The organism is Streptomyces albus subsp. chlorinus, assembly GCF_013302895.1.
GTDB classification, from domain to species: Bacteria; Actinomycetota; Actinomycetes; order Streptomycetales; family Streptomycetaceae; genus Streptomyces; species Streptomyces chlorinus.
In genome coordinates this window covers 440,876-457,902 of the sequence record NZ_VJOK01000001.1, presented here as the reverse complement: position 1 = coordinate 457,902, position 17,027 = coordinate 440,876, and the positions used below count along the sequence as shown (strand labels likewise).

The 17,027-nt window shown below is 75.0% G+C and carries 17 protein-coding genes; 11 read left to right on the top strand and 6 right to left on the bottom strand.

Annotated features, from left to right (window positions below; genetic code table 11):
• Both FM076_RS02165 and FM076_RS02160 read left to right on the top strand, forming a co-directional pair.
• Positions 1–777 (top strand): ATP-grasp domain-containing protein (locus FM076_RS02165; RefSeq protein ID WP_243274270.1); only part of this gene is annotated, 777 nt, incomplete at its 5' end.
• Positions 778–845: 68 nt separating this feature from the next.
• Positions 846–1,451: a DsbA family protein gene (locus tag FM076_RS02160; RefSeq protein WP_173868251.1), complete on the top strand. Its 606-nt coding sequence runs from the start codon at positions 846–848 to the stop codon at positions 1,449–1,451.
• On the opposite strand, the gene FM076_RS02155 is transcribed toward FM076_RS02160, so the two are convergent.
• The 5 genes from FM076_RS02155 to FM076_RS02135 form a co-directional block, all read right to left on the bottom strand.
• Positions 1,412–1,639 (bottom strand): hypothetical protein, encoded by a 228-nt coding sequence (locus tag FM076_RS02155; RefSeq protein WP_173868250.1) that lies wholly within the window; start codon positions 1,637–1,639, stop codon positions 1,412–1,414. The two genes, FM076_RS02160 and FM076_RS02155, sit on opposite strands and share 40 nt — an antisense overlap.
• 104 nt (positions 1,640–1,743) lie before the next feature.
• Positions 1,744–3,429: an FAD-dependent oxidoreductase gene (locus FM076_RS02150; RefSeq protein WP_173868249.1), complete on the bottom strand. Its 1,686-nt coding sequence runs from the start codon at positions 3,427–3,429 to the stop codon at positions 1,744–1,746.
• A gap of 64 nt (positions 3,430–3,493) precedes the next feature.
• The gene (locus tag FM076_RS02145; RefSeq protein WP_173868248.1) at positions 3,494–4,408 is read right to left on the bottom strand and encodes an AurF N-oxygenase family protein; all 915 of its coding nucleotides are present in this window, start codon (positions 4,406–4,408) and stop codon (positions 3,494–3,496) included.
• A 199-nt stretch (positions 4,409–4,607) separates the two neighbouring features.
• Positions 4,608–5,309, bottom strand: a complete 702-nt coding sequence (locus FM076_RS02140) for a DUF1990 family protein (protein ID WP_173868247.1) — start codon at positions 5,307–5,309, stop codon at positions 4,608–4,610.
• A complete protein-coding gene (locus FM076_RS02135) occupies positions 5,299–5,556 on the bottom strand; it encodes a hypothetical protein (RefSeq protein WP_345944857.1) in 258 nt (85 codons plus the stop codon). Before FM076_RS02135 ends, FM076_RS02140 begins: the two co-directional genes overlap by 11 nt.
• 74 nt (positions 5,557–5,630) lie before the next feature.
• Here FM076_RS02135 and FM076_RS02130 point away from each other — a divergent pair, with 74 nt between their 5' ends.
• Complete coding sequence (locus tag FM076_RS02130) at positions 5,631–6,428, top strand: DUF1990 family protein (protein ID WP_173868246.1); 798 nt, start codon at positions 5,631–5,633, stop codon at positions 6,426–6,428.
• 64 nt (positions 6,429–6,492) lie between these two features.
• Here the strand turns inward: FM076_RS02130 and FM076_RS02125 are convergent, their stop codons facing one another.
• A complete protein-coding gene (locus FM076_RS02125; protein ID WP_173868245.1) occupies positions 6,493–7,119 on the bottom strand; it encodes a CGNR zinc finger domain-containing protein in 627 nt (208 codons plus the stop codon).
• A gap of 143 nt (positions 7,120–7,262) precedes the next feature.
• Here FM076_RS02125 and FM076_RS02120 point away from each other — a divergent pair, with 143 nt between their 5' ends.
• From FM076_RS02120 to FM076_RS02085, 8 genes are all read left to right on the top strand, one after another.
• Positions 7,263–7,952, top strand: a complete 690-nt coding sequence (locus tag FM076_RS02120) for a haloacid dehalogenase type II (protein ID WP_173868244.1) — start codon at positions 7,263–7,265, stop codon at positions 7,950–7,952.
• 615 nt (positions 7,953–8,567) lie between these two features.
• Entirely contained in the window at positions 8,568–9,557 is a 990-nt protein-coding gene (locus tag FM076_RS02115; RefSeq protein ID WP_243274269.1) for an aminotransferase class I/II-fold pyridoxal phosphate-dependent enzyme, read from the top strand.
• Positions 9,554–10,612, top strand: coding sequence for a polyprenyl synthetase family protein (locus FM076_RS02110; protein ID WP_345944856.1), 1,059 nt, complete (start codon positions 9,554–9,556; stop codon positions 10,610–10,612). The genes FM076_RS02115 and FM076_RS02110 overlap by 4 nt, the downstream gene beginning before the upstream one ends.
• Before the next feature lie 8 nt (positions 10,613–10,620).
• Positions 10,621–11,640, top strand: coding sequence for a UbiA family prenyltransferase (locus tag FM076_RS02105; RefSeq protein ID WP_345944855.1), 1,020 nt, complete (start codon positions 10,621–10,623; stop codon positions 11,638–11,640).
• Between the two features lie 9 nt (positions 11,641–11,649).
• The gene (locus FM076_RS02100; RefSeq protein ID WP_173868242.1) at positions 11,650–13,452 is read left to right on the top strand and encodes a prenyltransferase/squalene oxidase repeat-containing protein; all 1,803 of its coding nucleotides are present in this window, start codon (positions 11,650–11,652) and stop codon (positions 13,450–13,452) included.
• A gap of 305 nt (positions 13,453–13,757) precedes the next feature.
• Entirely contained in the window at positions 13,758–15,035 is a 1,278-nt protein-coding gene (locus FM076_RS02095; protein WP_173868241.1) for an FAD-dependent monooxygenase, read from the top strand.
• Between the two features lie 141 nt (positions 15,036–15,176).
• Entirely contained in the window at positions 15,177–16,052 is an 876-nt protein-coding gene (locus FM076_RS02090; protein ID WP_345944854.1) for a TauD/TfdA dioxygenase family protein, read from the top strand.
• A gap of 7 nt (positions 16,053–16,059) precedes the next feature.
• Positions 16,060–17,027 (top strand): sulfotransferase family protein (locus tag FM076_RS02085; RefSeq protein WP_345944853.1); only part of this gene is annotated, 968 nt, incomplete at its 3' end.

Here is a 17,027-nt window from a genome sequence, read left to right as displayed (position 1 = left end):
CTCAACGCCAGTACGGGCGTGGTGCTGGTGACCGCCCCGGAGGGGCTGGCCCGCGCCTTCCGGCTGGCCCGTGGCGCCACCGCACCCGGCGCCGTGGAGGTGGCCCCGGGCGACGTCCTGGTCGAGGAGTACCTGGACGGGCCGGAGATCAGCGTGGACGCCGCCTGGTACCGGGGCCGGATGGTGCCCGCCTTCACGGCCCGCAAGGAGTGCGGCTTCGCCCCGTACTTCGAGGAGACCGGCCACCTCGTGGACGCCTCGGACCCGCTCCAGGACGATCCCGCGGTCCTGGACGTGGTCGCACGCGCGCACGAGGCGGTCGGGTTCACCACCGGCTGGACCCACACCGAACTGCGGCTCACCGCCCAGGGCCCGAAGGTGGTCGAGATCAACGCCCGGATCGGCGGCGACCGCATCCCCGACATCGGACGGCTCGCGCTGGGTACCGACGCGGCGCTGACCGCCGCCCGCCTGGCCTGCGGCGCCGCACCGGACATCCGTCCGGACCGCCGGGGTGCGGCCGCCGTACGGTTCCTCTACCCGGAGGCGGACTGCCTGGCCCGCACCGTGCGGATCGACTCCCGCGCCCTGCCGGCCTCCGTGGTCGAGGCCGTGCCGATCGCCCTGCCCGGCCAGGAACTGCGGCTGCCGCCGCACGGGCACGTCTCGGGCCGCTACGCGCTGCTCACCGCCGCCGGCGGGACCCCGGAGGGCTGCCGCGCCGAACTGGACAAGGCGTCCGAGGCGGTGCGTCTGGAGGTGCTGCGGACCCTGTGACACCCCGTCAGCACGCGGGGGCGGAGGGCGTTTCCGACGGCGGGCGGCCCCGCACTAGGCTCGCCGCCATGACGGACGTCGATCTGTGGTTCGACCCCTCCTGCCCTTACACCTGGATCACCTCCCGCTGGCTGCGGGAGGTGACACGGGTCCGGGACGTCACCGTGCGCTGGCGGGTGATGAGCCTGGCGGTGCTCAACGAACACCGCGAGGTGGACCCCGAGGGCGATCCGGGCGGATATCTGCGGCTGCCCGTGCGGGTGTGCGCCGCCGTCACCGAGGAGCACGGCCCCGACGCGCTCGGCGCCTTCTACGACGCCTTCGGCGAACGGGTGCACGAGCGCGGCGACTGGGACTGGGAACGGGTCCTGCCCGCGGCCCTGTCGGCGGCGCGGCTGCCCGCGCGGCTGGCCGAAGCGGCGGCCTCCACGGCGTACGACGCCGCGGTACGGGCCTCGCACGGCGAGGCGGTCGGCCTCGTCGGGGACGACGTCGGCACCCCGGTGCTGGGGGTGCGCCACGGCGGCGGCCCGCCCGCCGCCGTCTTCGGCCCGTGCGTCTCCCCGGCCCCCCGCGGGGAGGCCGCGGGCCGCCTCTGGGACGGCGTACTGGCCCTGGCCGGCACGCCCCAGTTCTACGGACTGCGCCGCGCCCCGGCGCCGCTCCCGGGCTGAGGGCCGAGCAGGCGCCACGCGGTGAGGGCGACGGTGGCGCACAGCAGGCCGGCGGGCTCGGTGAGCTGGACGCCGAGGGCTTTCGCCAACCGGCCGAGCCGGCGGGCGACGCCGCTGCGGTGCGGCGGGAGCAGGTCGGCGGTCCAGCGCGGGGAGCCGGTGGCGCCGTAGGCGTCTCGTGTGTCCACGGCCCTTCCTTCCGGGGCCCGGGCGAGCGCGGCCCCGGTGCGTGCCCGGCAGGTGTGTGCGGGCCGGGAACGGGTGCGCGTGGCCCGCGGCGTCCGAGGCGTGCTCAGCGGGGGAGCGGCAGCCGCCGTTTCGAGGCGGCCGCCACCAGTTCGGGGACGGTGGCGAGCTTGCTGCGCGGCCTGCCCGCGCGGCTGCCGCGGGCCTGCTCGGCGCGGTCGATGGCGGCCAGTCCGCGGGCGTCGACCACATGGCGGCCGCGGCGGCGCACCAGGCGCCGGAACTCCTTCGCCGAGCGGGTGGCGCGCGGGAGGGCTCCGGTGGCGGCGTCGTGGAGCAGGGCGGTGACCGTCTCGGCGGCGCAGGCGCGGTTGGCGCCGATGCCGCCGGTCGGTCCGCGTTTGATCCATCCGACGACGTAGGTGCCGGGCAGGCCGGCCACCCGGCCGCTCTCGTGCGGCACGGTGCCGTCGGCCTCGTCGAACGGCAGCCCGGGGACGGGTTCTCCCCGGTAGCCGATGGCCCGCAGGAGCATCCCCGTCCCGATGTCCGTCTCCCCGGTCGCCCCGCTCACCCGGACCTTGGTGACGCCCGGCGCGTCCCTGCCGTCGTCCCCCTCCCGCACCGTCAGCGGAGCCGAGTGGAAACGGAAGACCAGTCGCCGCTCTCCCGTGGGGGACGGGGGCCCGTAGCCGGTCCTCTCGCGGCGTACGCCCCGCAGCAGTGCCGCCTTGTCCCGTGGGCCCGCGGTGTCGATCGCCCTGCCCGTGCGCGGGTCGTGGTCGTCGACGACCGGCTCGATCCCCGGGAGACGGGTGAGCGCGAGGAGTTCGGGCCGGGTGCAGGCGGCGTCCTCCGGGCCCCGGCGGCCCAGCAGCACGACCTCGCGGACGGAGCCGGCACGCAGGGCCTCCAGCGCGTGGTCGGCGATGTCCGTGCCGGCCAGCTCCTCCGGGTCGGTCAGCAGGATGCGGGCCACGTCGAGGGCGACGTTTCCGGTGCCGACCACGACGACCCGGGAGGTGGACAGGTCGACCGCGTCCGCCGGGACATCCGGATGGGCGTTGTACCAGGCGACGAAGTCGGTGGCGGAGATGCTGCCGGCCGCCTCCTCGCCGGGGATGCCGAGGCGCCGGTCGCCGGGGGCGCCCACGGCGTAGACGACGGCGTCGTGGTGGGCGGCCAGCTCCTCGGCGGTGATGTCCCGGCCCACCTCCACCCCCAGCAGCATGCGTACCCGTGGATGGTTGTGGATCCGGCCGAACGCCTCCCCGATCCTCTTCGTCGCCGGGTGGTCGGGCGCCACCCCGTACCGTACGAGCCCACCGGCCACCGGGAGCCGGTCCAGGAGCGTGACGTGGGCCGAGGTGTGCAGCAGCAGGTCCTCCGCGGCGTACATGCCGGCCGGTCCGGTGCCGACGATCGCGACCCGCGGGGCGGCGAAGTCGGCGGGCAGGGTGCGGGCGAAGTCCGGCTCGTCCCAGGGGTGGAAGAGGGGGCTGCCGTCCGACGGGCGCGGCGCCGGGGAGCCGGCGTAGTAGGCGGCGTTGATCTCGGCGTACGCCCGCTCCCGCGCCCGCCCCGGGCCGGTGAGGCCGTCGACGGGGAAGACGGCGTCCACCGGGCAGGCGTCGGCGCAGGCGCCGCAGTCGATGCAGGCGGCGGGGTCGATGTGGAGCATCTCCGTGCTGCCGAAGTCCGGTTCACCGGGGGTGGGGTGGATGCAGTTGACGGGGCAGACGCTCACACAGGTGGCGTCGTTGCAGCAGTTCTGGTTGATGGCGTAGGTCATGGCACCGGTTCTGTGTGCGGCGGGGCGGCCGGGCGGCGGGAGCGGTCAGCGGTCAGCTCTGCGGTCAGATGAGGTGGGCGCGCTTGTAGAAGACCAGCGCGGGCCTGGTCAGCAGCCGCGCCGAGGCCAGGAAATCCATCAGGCCCGCGCAGCTGGAGCGCAGCATCGACTTGTGGTGCTCGTTGGCCCGCGCCTCGGAGAGCGCCCGCGCCGCGTCGAGCCCGGCGTTGGCGTACACCTTCTTGTTCACCATGCTGGTGACGATGACGTAGGAGGCGACCGCGATCACGAAGGCGTTGATCTGGCGGCGCACCCACCCCGCCTTCGCCAGCCGCTTGCGGGTCTCGTCGCGGGCGAACTTCATGTGCCGCGACTCCTCGACGACGTGGATGTTGTTGATGGTGCGCACGAACGGCACCACGCGCTCGTCCCGCATCCAGTCGCGCTGCATGACGTCGAGGACCTCCTCGGCGACGAGGATCGCGGCGTAGGCCGCCTCGCCGGACGCGAGGGTCTTGAACGCGCGGCCGAGTTCCCGGGCGAGGGGGCGCGGCTGGTAGGCGGGCGCCCGCAGCTTCTTCGCCCCGCGCGCGAACATGATCGAGTGCCGGCACTCGTCGGCGATCTCGGTCAGCGCCCACTGGACCTTGTCCTGGGACGGGTCCTTGGCGTAGATGTCGCGCAGGATCATCTGCTGGAGGATCAGCTCGAACCAGATGCCGGTGCCGGCCACCGACGCGGCCTCCTGGCGGGTGAGTTCCTTGCGCTGCGCGTCGGTCAGCTCCGCCCAGTAGGCGGTGCCGAACAGGGTGCTCCACTCCGGGCTGGTGCCGTGGAAGTCCTCATCGAGCGGAGTCTCCCAGTCGACTTCCGTCCGCGGGTCGTAGGACAGCGTCGCGGCGGAGTCCAACAGCCGCCGGACGACTGCGTGTTCGCCGGCGTCGTGGGAGAGGTCCGGCCGGGTGGTGCTGCGTGCCATGCTGCGACTCCTCGGTTCGGATAGCGGGCCGTCGCCGACTGGCCGTCGGCGCGGTGAGGCGTCCCAGGAGACGCGCTCACGCCTCTTGTTAGACGGACTGTATAACAAGGGGGCAGCCGTGCCTACCTGTGAGTAGAAAGCCGGACCTGACGCCGCGGAGGCCCCGGCTCCCCCTGCCGCCGGCCGGGCGGATGCGCCCTTACGGGGTGGGCGCGACGGCGATGTCGGCGTGGCCCGGCAGGGTCTGCGCCGTCAGCGGCGGTGCTCCGCACAGCTCCGCGTGGAGCAGCCGCCGCAGCCGCCGGGCGCTCGCGTGGTAGAAGCGGTGCTGCGTCCGCCGTCCGAACACGGCGAAACCTGCCCGGATGACCGGGTTGGCCAGCGGCGCCCGCCGCGAGTGGCCCAAGATGTGGAACTCCACGGTGCCGGTCCGCAGGCGCTTGACGACCTTGTAGGTGAGTTCGCCCTGCTCCAGGTGGCCTTCGAGGGTCCGGTACGCCCACCCCCACACCCGCGCCTCCGCCTCGCCGCTGCCGCGTACCTCGTCGATCACGGAGGTCACCCGTACCCCCATGTCGAAGCGGAGCCCCGCGAACCGGCCCTCCAGCAGCATGTCGCGGCCGAGCAGGGCGGTGTCGGTGCGGTAGAGCGCGCGCAGGATCGTCGGCTCGGCGAACTGGTAGTCGCGCACCAGGCGGCAGGCGATCTCCCAGGCCCCGCCCCGTACCGGGTCACCGGCCGGTTCCCGGGCCAGGGGCCGGCAGACCGAGTCGATGTGCCACCGGGCGCCCCAGGTGGGCAGGCGTCCGCCCGTCAGCGGGCCGTAGTTGATCTCGCGGTCGGCCAGCGAGTGCAGCCTCGCCACGGCCTGCGGGCGGTAGAGGCGCCCTTCACGCGGCATCGGTGGTGCCCGGTGCGGCCGGGCGCCCGGTGGGTCCGTCCTCCCCCAGGGACTGTCCGATCACCCACAGCGTGGGCGCCCACAGTCCGACGAACAGGGCGCGGCGCTCGGCGTTGCCGCGCTCGTCCTGGTCGTAGCCGGCCGCACGCATCCAGAACACGACGCAGAGCGCGACCGATCCCATCGTGGCCAGTTGCAGGTGGGCTCTGCGCAGGCCGCACCGGAACAGCAGCTTGTCGAACAGCACGCCGGCCTCCAGGGCTGGGCGGGTACGGACGGCACGGAGGGCGGTTTCTCCCTTTTCGTGATGTCATAAGTGTTATGTCCCCACAGGGTCAGGCGCAGGCCACCGCCGGGCACCCGGTACCGGGCGAGGCGGGCGGGCGTTCGGCCAGGCGGCCCGGCAGGCCGTCGCCGAGGCGCCGGATCGGCACGCTGCTGCGCTTCCCGCTGGGCGTCCTGCTGGTCTCCTGGCAGTACATGTGGCGGGTGACCGCGCTGCACCGCAGCGAGGTGGCGGGCGACTCCGGGGATCTGCCGCCGCCGCTGCCCGCCGCCCTCGTCGACGACCTCACCAAGACCCTCACCGACGGGGTGGGCCCGATGTTCCACCGCCGTTTCAGCGTGCGGGTCCGTGGCGCGTGGATGAGCGCGGACGCGCTGATCGCCGCCATCGCGGCGAACCCGAACGCACCGGCTCCCTCGACCGTCGCGGTCTTCCACAAGACACACGGCGCTCAGGGCCCGGCCCGCGTCGGGGACGAGTACCGCGTGCAGATGCCGGGCCCTTGGGACGGCCCGGTCCGGGTGCTCCACCGCGACCCGGTCACGATCCGGCTGGGCACCCTGCGCGGCCATCTGGAGGCCGGGCAGATCCAGTTCACGGCCCGTGACGAGGGAGACGAACTGCACTTCCACGTCGAGGCGTGGTCCCGTGCCGGCGACCGGTGGGCCGACCTGCTCTACAGCCGGCTCCGCGTCGCCAAGGAGATCCAGTTCAACATGTGGGTGCACTTCGTCCTCGGCGCCGCGGCACTGTCCGGCGGACGCCCGCAGGGCGGCGTCACCATCGAGACCCGCGGCATCCCCTCCGCGCAGTGCGCGGTGCCGGACCGCTGAGGCGCCGCCCGGCACGTCCTGGGGCGGGCCGCGCCCGGACGTGCCGGGCGGCGGGGGTGCTCGCTCACGGTTCCGGTCCGTCGCCGGGCCGAGGGGCGCGCGGCGCGGCCCGGCGTGCGCGGTGGTTGGCGACGTTGAGGCGGTTGCCGCACAGTCCGGGCATGCAGTAGCGGCGGCTGCCGGGCCGGGTGGTGTCGATGAACGCCCCCTTGCAGGTGGGCGCGCCGCACGAGCGGAACCGCCGCTCTCCGAGGGTGTGGACGACCCCGAGGACGCCGATCCCGCAGATCAGCGAGAGGGCGTCGGCGATGGTCGCCCCCTCGCGGAGCGGGACGGCCCAGCGGGCGCGGTTCCCGTGTGCCGGACCGGGGACCAGGGTGGCCCCCCGGGCGGGTGAGGTGAGCGCGGTGCCGCCGGCGACGAGGCGCTCGCGCTCGGGGTGGTCGATCAGGTCGCGCACGGCCGTCCTCAGCGCGTGGACCGCGCGCAGTTCGGCTGCGCCACCGCGCCGGGCGAGTGCGGACAGCGCGCCGGGGCCGCCCTCGTGCCCGGGCCCGTCCCCGTGCAGCTTCGCGAACGCGACGAGGGCGGCCGGGTCGGGGAGGCGGTCGTCGCCGCGCCAGACCTCGGCGGTGGTGTTGACCAGTTCGGTCGCGACCCCGGCCGCCCAGACGTAGTCGTCCAACGCCACTTGCATCCCTTACCGACCTCCGGTTACGTTCGGCTAACCCTGATTTTAGCCCTTACATGCGCCGGGCCGGAACGTCCGCCCCGGCCCGTGGGGCGCCATGTGGTGACCGCCGCCCATCCCCCTCGTTCCGGGAGACCCCGCTCATGCCGCAGATCGAGATCGACGCCCTCGTGTTCGACATGCTCGGCACGCTCGTCGACGAACCCGCCGGTATCCGCGCCGGCGTCCGCGCACTCGACCCGTCGCTCGACGACGACGGCACCGAGCGGCTCGTGTCGCTGTGGCAGCGGCACGTCGAACGCGAGCAGCGCCGCGTCCTCGACGGCAGACGGCCCTACCTCGCCGGCGATGTCCTCGACCGGGAGGCCGCCCGCCTCGTCGCCGACGCCGCCGGGGCCGGCGACCCGGACGCCGTGGCGGCGCTGGCCCTCTCGGGCCGCCGCCTCCCGCCGTGGCCCGACACCGCCGCGGGACTCGACCGGCTTGCCGGACACTTCCCGCTGATCGGCCTCTCCAACGCGAGTCGGACGGCCCTGCTGGAGCTGAACGCCCACGCCGGACTGCGCTGGCACCAGGCCCTGTCCGCCGAGGACGCCCGGACCTACAAGCCGGACCCGGAGGTCTACCGGCTCGCCGTCACCGTCTCCGGACGGGCGCCGGAGCGGCTGCTGATGGTCGCCGCCCACGCCTGGGACCTGCGCGCGGCCCAGCGCCTCGGCCTGCGCACCGCCTATGTCGCCCGGCCCGCCGGCGACCCGCCCGCCGCCTCGGACCGGTTCGACCTGTACGCCGACGACCTGGCCGACCTGGCCGGCCGACTGGGCGCGGTCTGAAAACCGCCCTGCCGGGCCGCCGTTCGGTAAACGGATGGCAAATTGCCGCCGTCCGGCATTCTGGCCCGAAACGGCGGCACATCGGGCGGAGAACAGTCACGGAAGCGCGTTGTTGAAGAGGTGTGCGGAAAGCCGCTGCCCGCTGTTTTCCACGTTCCGGGAAATCAAACAGGCGGGCATCGGCGGGCGTGGCAGGCCGGTCGGCGGGCACGGGGTACGAAAGGGAATTCTCGCGTCCACCGGCCGGTGGCACGGCGTCGAGGGCGGTGGATGATTCCGCCGCTCCATTGAGTTTCCGCAGCTCAGGGCGGGTTCTCCCGGTGGCGCTGTGCCGCCGCGCCGCCTCTGGTGCCCCTTCCGCCCCCCGAGTGGGACCACTGCCCGGTTATCCGGCCCTGTCACCCAAGGCCCTCTGGTTTCCCGAAAGAGGGCGTGGTTATCGTCAGCCCTCGCACGGTGCCGCACTGAGCGTGCCGGGTGCGACGTCCTGTTCGTGCACCGGACGTGTCGTGCCCGACGGCCGCCGCCACCTCTCCTCCAGGGGGCTCGATGTTGGGAAAGAGCGGATGGAATCGTCTGGAGCCGGTCACCGGACCGGATTCCATCCTTCATCAAATGGCGCTGAACGAGACCCACCACCCACCGACACCCGCAGTTCTCGAAGCCGTCCGCGAGGCCGCCGCCCGGTCCCACAGAACCCTGGACGCCCTCGCCTCCGGACTGACCAGCACGCTGGCCGAGCACCTCCAAGTCCCCCCGCACGACGTCATGGTGGGCCCCGGCTCCGGCGCACTGCTCCAACTGCTCTTCACCGCCTTCACCGGACCGGACAGCCACACGGTGCACGCCTGGCCCTCGTGGGAGGCGTATCCGATGATGGCGCGGAACGCCGGCTCCTCCGTCGTACGGGTGCCCCTCACCGACGAGCGGCACGACCTGCCCGCCCTGGCCGCGGCGGTCACCGACCGGACCCGCATGGTGGTCGTCTGCAACCCCAACAACCCCACCGGGACGGTCCTCGCCCCCGGCGCGCTCGCCGACTTCCTCGACCGGCTGCCCGGCCATGTCACCGTCGTCCTCGACGAGGCCTACCTCGACTTCGCCGACCCCGGCAGCACGGACGACGGCATCGACCTCTACCGCCGCGACGAACGCGTCTGCGTCGTGCGGACCTTCTCCAAGTCCCACGGACTGCTCAGCCTGCGCGTCGGCTACCTCGTCGGCCGGCCACGCGTGCTGGACCCGCTGCGCGGACAGCAGCTTTTCCTGCGGGTGAGCGCCGCCGCACAGGCCGCGGCCATCGCCTCCCTGGGTGAGATCGCCGACGTTAGCGGCCGGTGCCGCGAGACCGCACGCGAACGGGACCGGCTGCACCGGATCCTGACCGGCCAGGGCTGGGTGTGCGCGCCCAGTCAGGCCAACTTCGTCTGGCTGCCGCTCACCGACGGCGTCGAGGAGCTGACCCAGCACTGCGCCGACCACGGCATCCTCGTCTGCGGCAAACCGGGAGAGGGGCTGCGCGTCACCCTCGCCGAGCGCGCCGCCAACGACGCCTTCGCCGCCCGGGCCGCCGCCTTCCTCACCGAACAGGGGAGCCACGCGTGAGCGCACCTTCACCCGTCACGGCCCCCGCCCCGCCGGCCCCCTTCGCGGAGGACGGCCCGCTGGCACCCACCCTCCGGCTCCTCGCAGCGGAACTGGCCCGCCGCTGCGACCAGGACGGCCCGCACGCGGACGGCACCGGCACCGGCGGGGTGGCGGAGATGGAACGCGCCGCGCTGCTGCCGCCGGGCAAGCTCCTGCGCCCCCTGCTGTTCACCGAGTCGGCGGCGGCGACCGGTATGCGCCGCGCCGACACCCTCGCCGCCGCGCTGGGCGTCGAACGGCTGCACGTCGGCTCCCTCGTGCACGACGACGTCATCGACGGCGACACCCAGCGGCGCGGGCGCCCCAGCGTCGTGGCCCGCTACGGCCTGCCCAACGCCATCGTCACCGGGGACGCGCTGCTCATCGGCGCGTTCCGCGAAGTCGCCGCGCACACCCCCGCCAGCGTGCCGGACGCCCGCCGCCTCGCCGTCGTGCAGACCCTCGCGGAAGCCGGTGTCGACCTGTGCCGCGGACAGGCCATGGAGGATGAACTGCGCGCCCAGGGCGACCGGGACGTCGACCGCTACCTGCGGATGATCAGCCTGAAGACCGGGGCCCTCTTCCGCGCCTCCTGCCTGGGCGGCGCCCAGCTCGCGGGCGCGCCGGCCGCCGCCCAGCACGCGCTCACCCGCTACGCCGAACACCTGGGCCGCGCCTTCCAGATGGCCGACGACCTCCTGCCGCACACCAGCGACACCGCCACCAGCGGCAAGTCCGCGCTCAGCGACCTGCGCAACGCCCGGCCGACGTTCCCCGTCCTGCTGTGCTGGCACCGGACCAACGAGCAGGGACGCGCACAGCTCTCCGCCCTCCTCGCCGGAACCCTCCCCGCCGAGACCGCGATGGAGACCCTCCGCGTCCTGCTGCGGGAGAGCGGCGCGCTCACCCAGGCCCGCGCGGCGGCCCGGGCCGAGGCGGCACAGGCCAAGGCGGCACTGGACGAACTCCCCGCCACCGAGGCCAGAGCCGCGCTGCACGCCGTGGCCGACCTGGCCGTCGACCGGGACCGGTGAGGCGGCCCGTGGGATCGGCAGCCCGTGCCCACCTGGAGACCTGGCGTCCCTACACCCTCGCCCACCCGGGTCTGGTCGGCCTGGCGGGGGCGGCGGCCGGGGCCGGGGCGCACACGCCCCAGGGGCTCCTCGCCGCCTGGCTGTGCCCGACCCTCGGCTGGCTCGGCGGACACTACCTGGGCGACTACTTCGACCGCGCGCTCGACGCCATCGGCAAGCCGCAACGCCCCATACCCTCCGGGCGGCTGGCCGCGCGCACCGCGCTGCTGTGCGGTCTGGCCGCCGAGATCTGCGCGGCGGCCGTCACGCTCGCCGTCAACTGGCCCGTCGTCGTCGGGGTCGTGCTCGCGCTGGCCGGGATCGTCGCCTACAGCAGGGTCCTCAAGGGCCGGGGCATCCTCGGCAACGGGGTGCGCGGGCTGCTGACGGGACTGGCCGTCCTGTTCGGCGCCGCCGTCTCCGCCCCGGCCGGACGGCCGCCCTCGTGGGACGTGCTGCCGGTCGTGGTGGCCCTCGTCCTGCACGACACCGCCTCCAACCTGGTCGGCACCCTGCGCGACACCGACGCCGACCGCTCGGGCGGCTACCGGACCGTACCGGTGCTGCGGGGCGTGGCGGCAGCCGCCCGCATCGCCGCACTGCTGTACCTCGCGGCGCTGCTGTGCGCCGTCGTCCACCTCGCGACAGCCGCCCGGCACCCCGCCGCCGGCGGACTGCTCGCCGCCGTCGCCGCGGTCGCCGGGGCGGCGGCCTTCCGCCCGCTGCTGCGCACCCCGTCCCTGGACGCCCGGCTTGCCCTGTGGTCCCACGAGGTACTGGTCGGCGAACGACTCGTGCTCTCCGCCGCCGTCATCGCCTGCCACTGGGGCGGCCGGCCGGCTCTGGCGCTCCTGCTGCCCGCCCTGGCCGTCAGCCTGCCGGCCCAGCGGCGCATGAGGACACGCCACGAGTTCCCGCCCGGCACCCGCCCCCGATCCCCCGTCCCCGCACCCCGTTCCGCGCCACGCTCCCCCGAACCGAAGGGCTGACGCACCCCGATGCCCGAGAACGCAGTGACCGCCAGAGCCGGACGAGCCGTCCTCGCGGGCGCCGAGGCGCTGTTCGGCGCCCGCCGCGAGGACGGCGTGGTCACCCCGCCCGGTGACCGGTTCTCCCCGGCGAACACGGCCGCCGCACTGATCGCTCTGCACACGTCCCGCGAACCGGCCACCGACGCGTCCGGCCCCGCCGTCGACCCGGCCACCGCCGACCGGGTGGTCGCCACCGACCGGGCCACCGCCGTGCGCGACCGTGCCGTCGCCCGGCTCCTGGCCGCACAACGCCCGGACGGCGGCTGGGCGATGGACGGCGTGCCGACCGAGACCCTGACCACGGCGGTGGTCGCCTCCGCACTCGCCCTGACCGCACCCGGATCCACCGGCACCGCCGTGGCGAAGGCGCTCGCGCTGGTACGCCGCCGCGGCGGCCCCGGCAGCCTCCCCGAGCCCGCCATGACCGGCCTGGCCCGGCAGTTCGCCGCGCTCGCCGGACAGGACGGCGCGTCGGCACCGCCCCGGCTGCCGCTGGGTGTCCTGCTGGTGCCCGGTGTGGCCCGCCGGGCGCTGAGCCTGCGCCTGCCGATCTTCGCCGCGCTCGCCCTGGGACAGCCCGCCCGGCGGCGGACCCCGGTCGGCCGCCTGCTCGACACCCTGGGACGCCAACGCGCCCTGGATATCGTCCGGGAGGTCTTCGCACGCGAGCGCGGCACCGGATCGTTCAGTTCCGACCCCTGGCTCACCAGCCTCATCACCCTCGGCATCAGCCGCTCAGGGCTGGCCCCCGACATCGTGGTCGCCTCGCGCGACTGGCTGGTCCGCGGTGCGCTGCCCGACGGCGGCTGGGCGCTGATGCCGCTCGACCTCACCTGGTCCAGCTTCGCCACCGCGGCTCTCCTGGAAGCCGGGTACGCCCGCGATCCGCGACTGGACCCGGTCGCGGAGATGTTCCGCCGCCGCCAGCAGGACACACCCTTCCCCGCGCTCGGCACCCCCGCCGGATTCTGGGGCTTCTCCACCGACCGCAGCTGGCCGATGGCCCTGGAGACGGCGGAGATCAGCTCCCTGCTGCGCCGGCTGCCCGGCGGGGCGGACGACCGGCACGCCGCGCGCGGCCTCGCCTGGCTGACCGCCATGCAGGACCGTCCGGGCTCCTGGAGCCTGGCCGTACGCGACAGCAGACCCGGCGGGTTCGGGCCCTGCCCGCAGATGACAGCCAAAGCCGTGACGGCACTGCTCGACTGCGGTGCCGGGCCGCGGGACCCGCGGGTGCTGCGGGGCCTGCGCAGCGTCGCACGCGCCATGCGCGCCGACGGGGGAGTGGAGGCCATGTGGTACCGCGGTCTCACCCCGGGGACGGCCGCCGCGCTCGTCGCCTTCGCCCGCGCCGGGCGCGCCCGTGCCGAACCCGCCGTACGGGCCCGCGCCTTCCTGCTGGCCACCCAGCGGCCGGACGGCTCCTGGCACACCGGAGGCCACGACCCCGCGGCCGGCGCCGACGCCGGCCGGGACGAGTCCGGCGCGGTCCCGGCCGGCACGGTCGAGGAGACCGCGTGGTCGCTCCACGCGCTGCTCGTCGCGGGCACCGCGCCCGACTCGGCACCCGTGCGGTCCGCCGCCGCGTGGCTGCTGGACCGGCAGGAGAGCGACGGCACCTGGCCGGGCGCGGCCGTCAACGAGTACATCCGCCACTGCTACCGGTACCCCGACCGCGTCCTGGCCACCGCCCTGGCGCTCAAGGCCCTCGGCCGGCTGCGCACGGCCACGGGCGATGTCCCCCGAGTCCGGGAGGAGACACGGCGATGAACGACCCGACCACAAGCCACACCCACACCCACCCCACCCCGGACCGACACCCGGCCGCCCCGAGCAAGAGCGAGGACGGTACCCACGGGAACTCCGGCAACCAGGATGGCGACGGCAGTTGTGAGGGCCACGGCGCCCATGAAGACCATGGCGCCCGTGAAGGGCACGGTGCTCGTGAAGGGCACGGCACCCGTGAAGGCAACGGCACCCGTGAAGGCAACGGCGCCCGTGGGGGCAGCGGGGCTCGGGAGCGCGGGTGTGACCGTGGCGCCGGGGGAGGCGGGTCGGGGGCCGGCGATGCCGATGTGCTCGTGTGCGGGGCCGGGGTCGCGGGGCTGGCCACCGCGCGGGCCCTGGGGGACCTCGGGCTGCGCGTCCTGGTGCTGGAGCGACGGCGCGTGGCCGTGGATGTGGCCAAGGGCGAGGTGCTCCAGCCCGGCGCCCTGCGGGTGCTGCGTGCGTGGGGGACTGAGCGGCTGCTGCTCGAACGCGGTGGTCTGGTCCTGGACCGCCTCGTGGTCCGCAGTGCCTCGGACGCCCCGCTGATGACGCTGGACTACGGCTGTTTGCCGCCGGGGGACCGGGGGCTGCTGGCCCACGACCACGGACGGATCCTGGCCGCCGTCACCGAGGGGCTCGGACCGGAGGTGGAGATCCGGCGCGGCGTCCTGGTCCGCGGGCTGCTGCGCGGCCCGGGGGGACGGGTGGCCGGGGTGACCGTCGCCGGCGCCGGGGGCGGCGGCGAGACCGCGCTGCGGGTGCCGCTCGTCGTCGCGGCGGACGGGATGTCCTCGCGGCTCCGCCGGGAGGCGGGCATCCACGGCCGGCGGACGGGCTACCCGCACCGCCTGGTCTCCGTCGAACTCACCGGCACCGGCTGGGCGCCCCGGGACTTCTCCGCCTACCTCACCCGTCGCGGACTGCGTCTGGCCTATCCGCTCCCCGGCGGACGGGTCCGCCTCTACCTCCAGACCGAACCGGACGAACTGCGCGGCCTGGGCGGCGACGGCTTCGCGCGGTGGCTCGAACGGGCGGTCGCGGAGGTACCCGCACTCGCCCCGCTCCTCCCGGCCGCGGCGGAGGCGGCCGGGAGCCGGCAGCTGTTCTCCGTCAGCCGGCTGCTCGCCGACCGTCTGGCCGTCCCCGGGCTGGTGCTGGCCGGAGAGGCGGCGTACGCGGTGCATCCCATGGCGGCCCAGGGGATGAACACCGCCATCACCGGCGCCGCCGCACTCGCCGGGCAGCTCGCGCGGGCGCTGGCCGGCCGGCCGCCGGTGTCCCGTACCGGGCTGGAGCCGGCCGTGGTGGACGCGGCCCTGCGCGGCTACCAGGCCGAACGCCGCCCGGTGCTCGCGTCGGCGGCCAGGACCAGCGCCAACGCGGCCCGTATGGTCACCGATCTGTCCTGGCCCGGCCGGGTCGTGGGACGGCGGGCGGTGCGCCGCACCGGCGCCAACCCGCGCCTGCTGCACACCGTCACCCACAACATGGCCGGCCTCGGCCCCCTGCCGCTGAGCCTGCTGGACCGGCTCCAGCAGGTGGGCCTGCTGCCCGATCCCAGGGCCGACCGGGTGCCCGCCTGACCGCGTACGACGGGCCGCCGACACCTGACGCTCGACGCCGGCACCCGACGCCCGGCCGCCGTACGCCTCCGCCGCCGAACCCGCCGTCCGGCCCCGCCGACCGCCTACGCCCCCACCCCCGACACGACGAGGAGCGACTCCGTGCCCCGAACCACCGCCCTGCGGGAAGACCTCGACATCCGGCCCGTCTCCGGCGCCATCGGCGCCGAGGTGCGCGGCATCGACCTGAGCACGCTCACCGACGAGCAGTTCGCGCACATCCACGCGCTGCTGCTCGACCACCTCGTACTGTTCTTCCCCGGCCAGGAGAGCCTGACCCCGCAGGCGCACGTGGCGTTCGGCCGCCGCTTCGGCGAGGTCGAGGTCCATCCGCTGCTGCCGAAGCTCGAGGACCATCCCGAGGTCACCCTCATCGAGTCCGAGAAGGGCGGCAAGGCCGACGAGTGGCACATCGACGTCACCTTCAGCCCGCACCCGCCCATCGCGTCGATCCTGCACCTGGTCACCTGTCCGCCGGCGGGCGGCGACACCATGTGGAGCAACCAGTACCTGGCGTACGAGACGCTGTCCGCGCCCTTCCGCGAGATGCTCGACGGGCTCACCGCCGTCCATGTGCTGCGGCGGCCCGAGGTGGGGGAACTGTCCGCCGAACACCCCGTGGTGCGGGTGCACCCGGTGACCGGGCGCCGCTCCCTGTACGTCACCCGGATGTGGACCTCGCACATCCCGCAGCTGAGCCGGCACGAGAGCGACGCCGTCCTCCAGCACCTCTTCGAGCACTCCGAACAGCCACGCTTCACCTGCCGGTACCGCTGGGACCCGCACACCGTCGCCCTGTGGGACAACCGCGCCACGCAGCACCTGGCCGTGAACGACTACCAGGACCACCGCCTGGGCCACCGCGTCACCGTCCTCGGCGACGCGCCCACCAGCGACGTCCCGCGCAGGCCGGACTACGAACCGGACGGCGACCAGCGGTACTACCCGCGCCGGGTCAATGCCATGTACGGGTACTGAGGGCGCCGTGGTGGCCCCGGACGCGACCGCCGCCCCGCTGACCTTCGTCGTCGGCACCGGACGCTGCGGCTCCACCGCCCTCTCGCAGGTGCTGCGGCTCCACCCGTCCATCCTCGGCCTCAGCGAGCTGTTCGCCACGGTGGAGCCCGGCGCCCTGCCCGACGAGCCCCTGGACGGCGCGGAGTTCTGGCGGCTGCTGGCCTCGCCCCGGCCGTTCGCCGACCGCATGATCCGCGACGGGACGCCCGTGCCCGAGCACCTCTACCCGCACTCCCCGGGCCGGTTCGCCGCCGGCGGGGGCCAGGGCGTACCGGCGCTGTGCCTGACGACGCTGCCCCACCTCACGGACGACCCGGACGCCCTGTTCGACGCGCTGCGGCCGGCGCTCGTGGCCCGGTCCCGGGGCCCCGCGGCCGGGCACTACCGCGCGCTGTTCGCCGAGCTGGCCGCGCACTGCGGCGGCCGGGCCGTGGTGGAGCGCTCCGGGTACTCCCTGCCCCTGGTGCCCGCCCTGCGCCGCCACTTCCCGGAGGCCCGGTTCGTGCACCTGTACCGCGACGGACCGGACTGCGCCCTCTCGATGAGCCGTCACCCCGGGTTCCGTCTCATCGAGTTCCTCGCCGGCCGGGCCCGGCACCACCGCGCCACGGGGCACCACCACGCCAGGGACCCGCTCGCCGCACAGGAGCCCGCGTCGCTCGAACGGCTGCTGGCCGACGACGACTTCGACCTGCGGGCCGCCCTGGACCAGCCGATACCGCTCGCCCGCTTCGGGGCCCTGTGGTCCCGGACGATCACCGAGGGGCTGGCCCACCTCGACGCCCTGCCCCCCGGGTTCTGCGTGCCGCTCGCCTTCGAGGAGCTGCTCGACGCCCCGGAGCGCGAACTGACCCGGCTCGCCGCCCACCTCGGTGTCGAACCCGACCCCGGGTGGCTCGGCGCCGCGAGCCGCCTGCTCGACGGCGACCGCCGGGG

What these genes read in the sequence shown, in the direction of transcription:
- FM076_RS02160 (WP_173868251.1), top strand. Translation starts at nt 846, where the DNA reads ATGACGGACGTCGATCTGTGGTTCGACCCCTCCTGCCCTTACACCTGG.
- FM076_RS02150 (WP_173868249.1), bottom strand. Translation starts at nt 3,429, where the DNA reads ATGACCTACGCCATCAACCAGAACTGCTGCAACGACGCCACCTGTGTG.
- FM076_RS02145 (WP_173868248.1), bottom strand. Translation starts at nt 4,408, where the DNA reads ATGGCACGCAGCACCACCCGGCCGGACCTCTCCCACGACGCCGGCGAA.
- FM076_RS02140 (WP_173868247.1), bottom strand. Translation starts at nt 5,309, where the DNA reads ATGCCGCGTGAAGGGCGCCTCTACCGCCCGCAGGCCGTGGCGAGGCTG.
- FM076_RS02130 (WP_173868246.1), top strand. Translation starts at nt 5,631, where the DNA reads ATGTCCCCACAGGGTCAGGCGCAGGCCACCGCCGGGCACCCGGTACCG.
- FM076_RS02120 (WP_173868244.1), top strand. Translation starts at nt 7,263, where the DNA reads ATGCCGCAGATCGAGATCGACGCCCTCGTGTTCGACATGCTCGGCACG.
- FM076_RS02115 (WP_243274269.1), top strand. Translation starts at nt 8,568, where the DNA reads ATGGCGCTGAACGAGACCCACCACCCACCGACACCCGCAGTTCTCGAA.
- FM076_RS02100 (WP_173868242.1), top strand. Translation starts at nt 11,650, where the DNA reads ATGCCCGAGAACGCAGTGACCGCCAGAGCCGGACGAGCCGTCCTCGCG.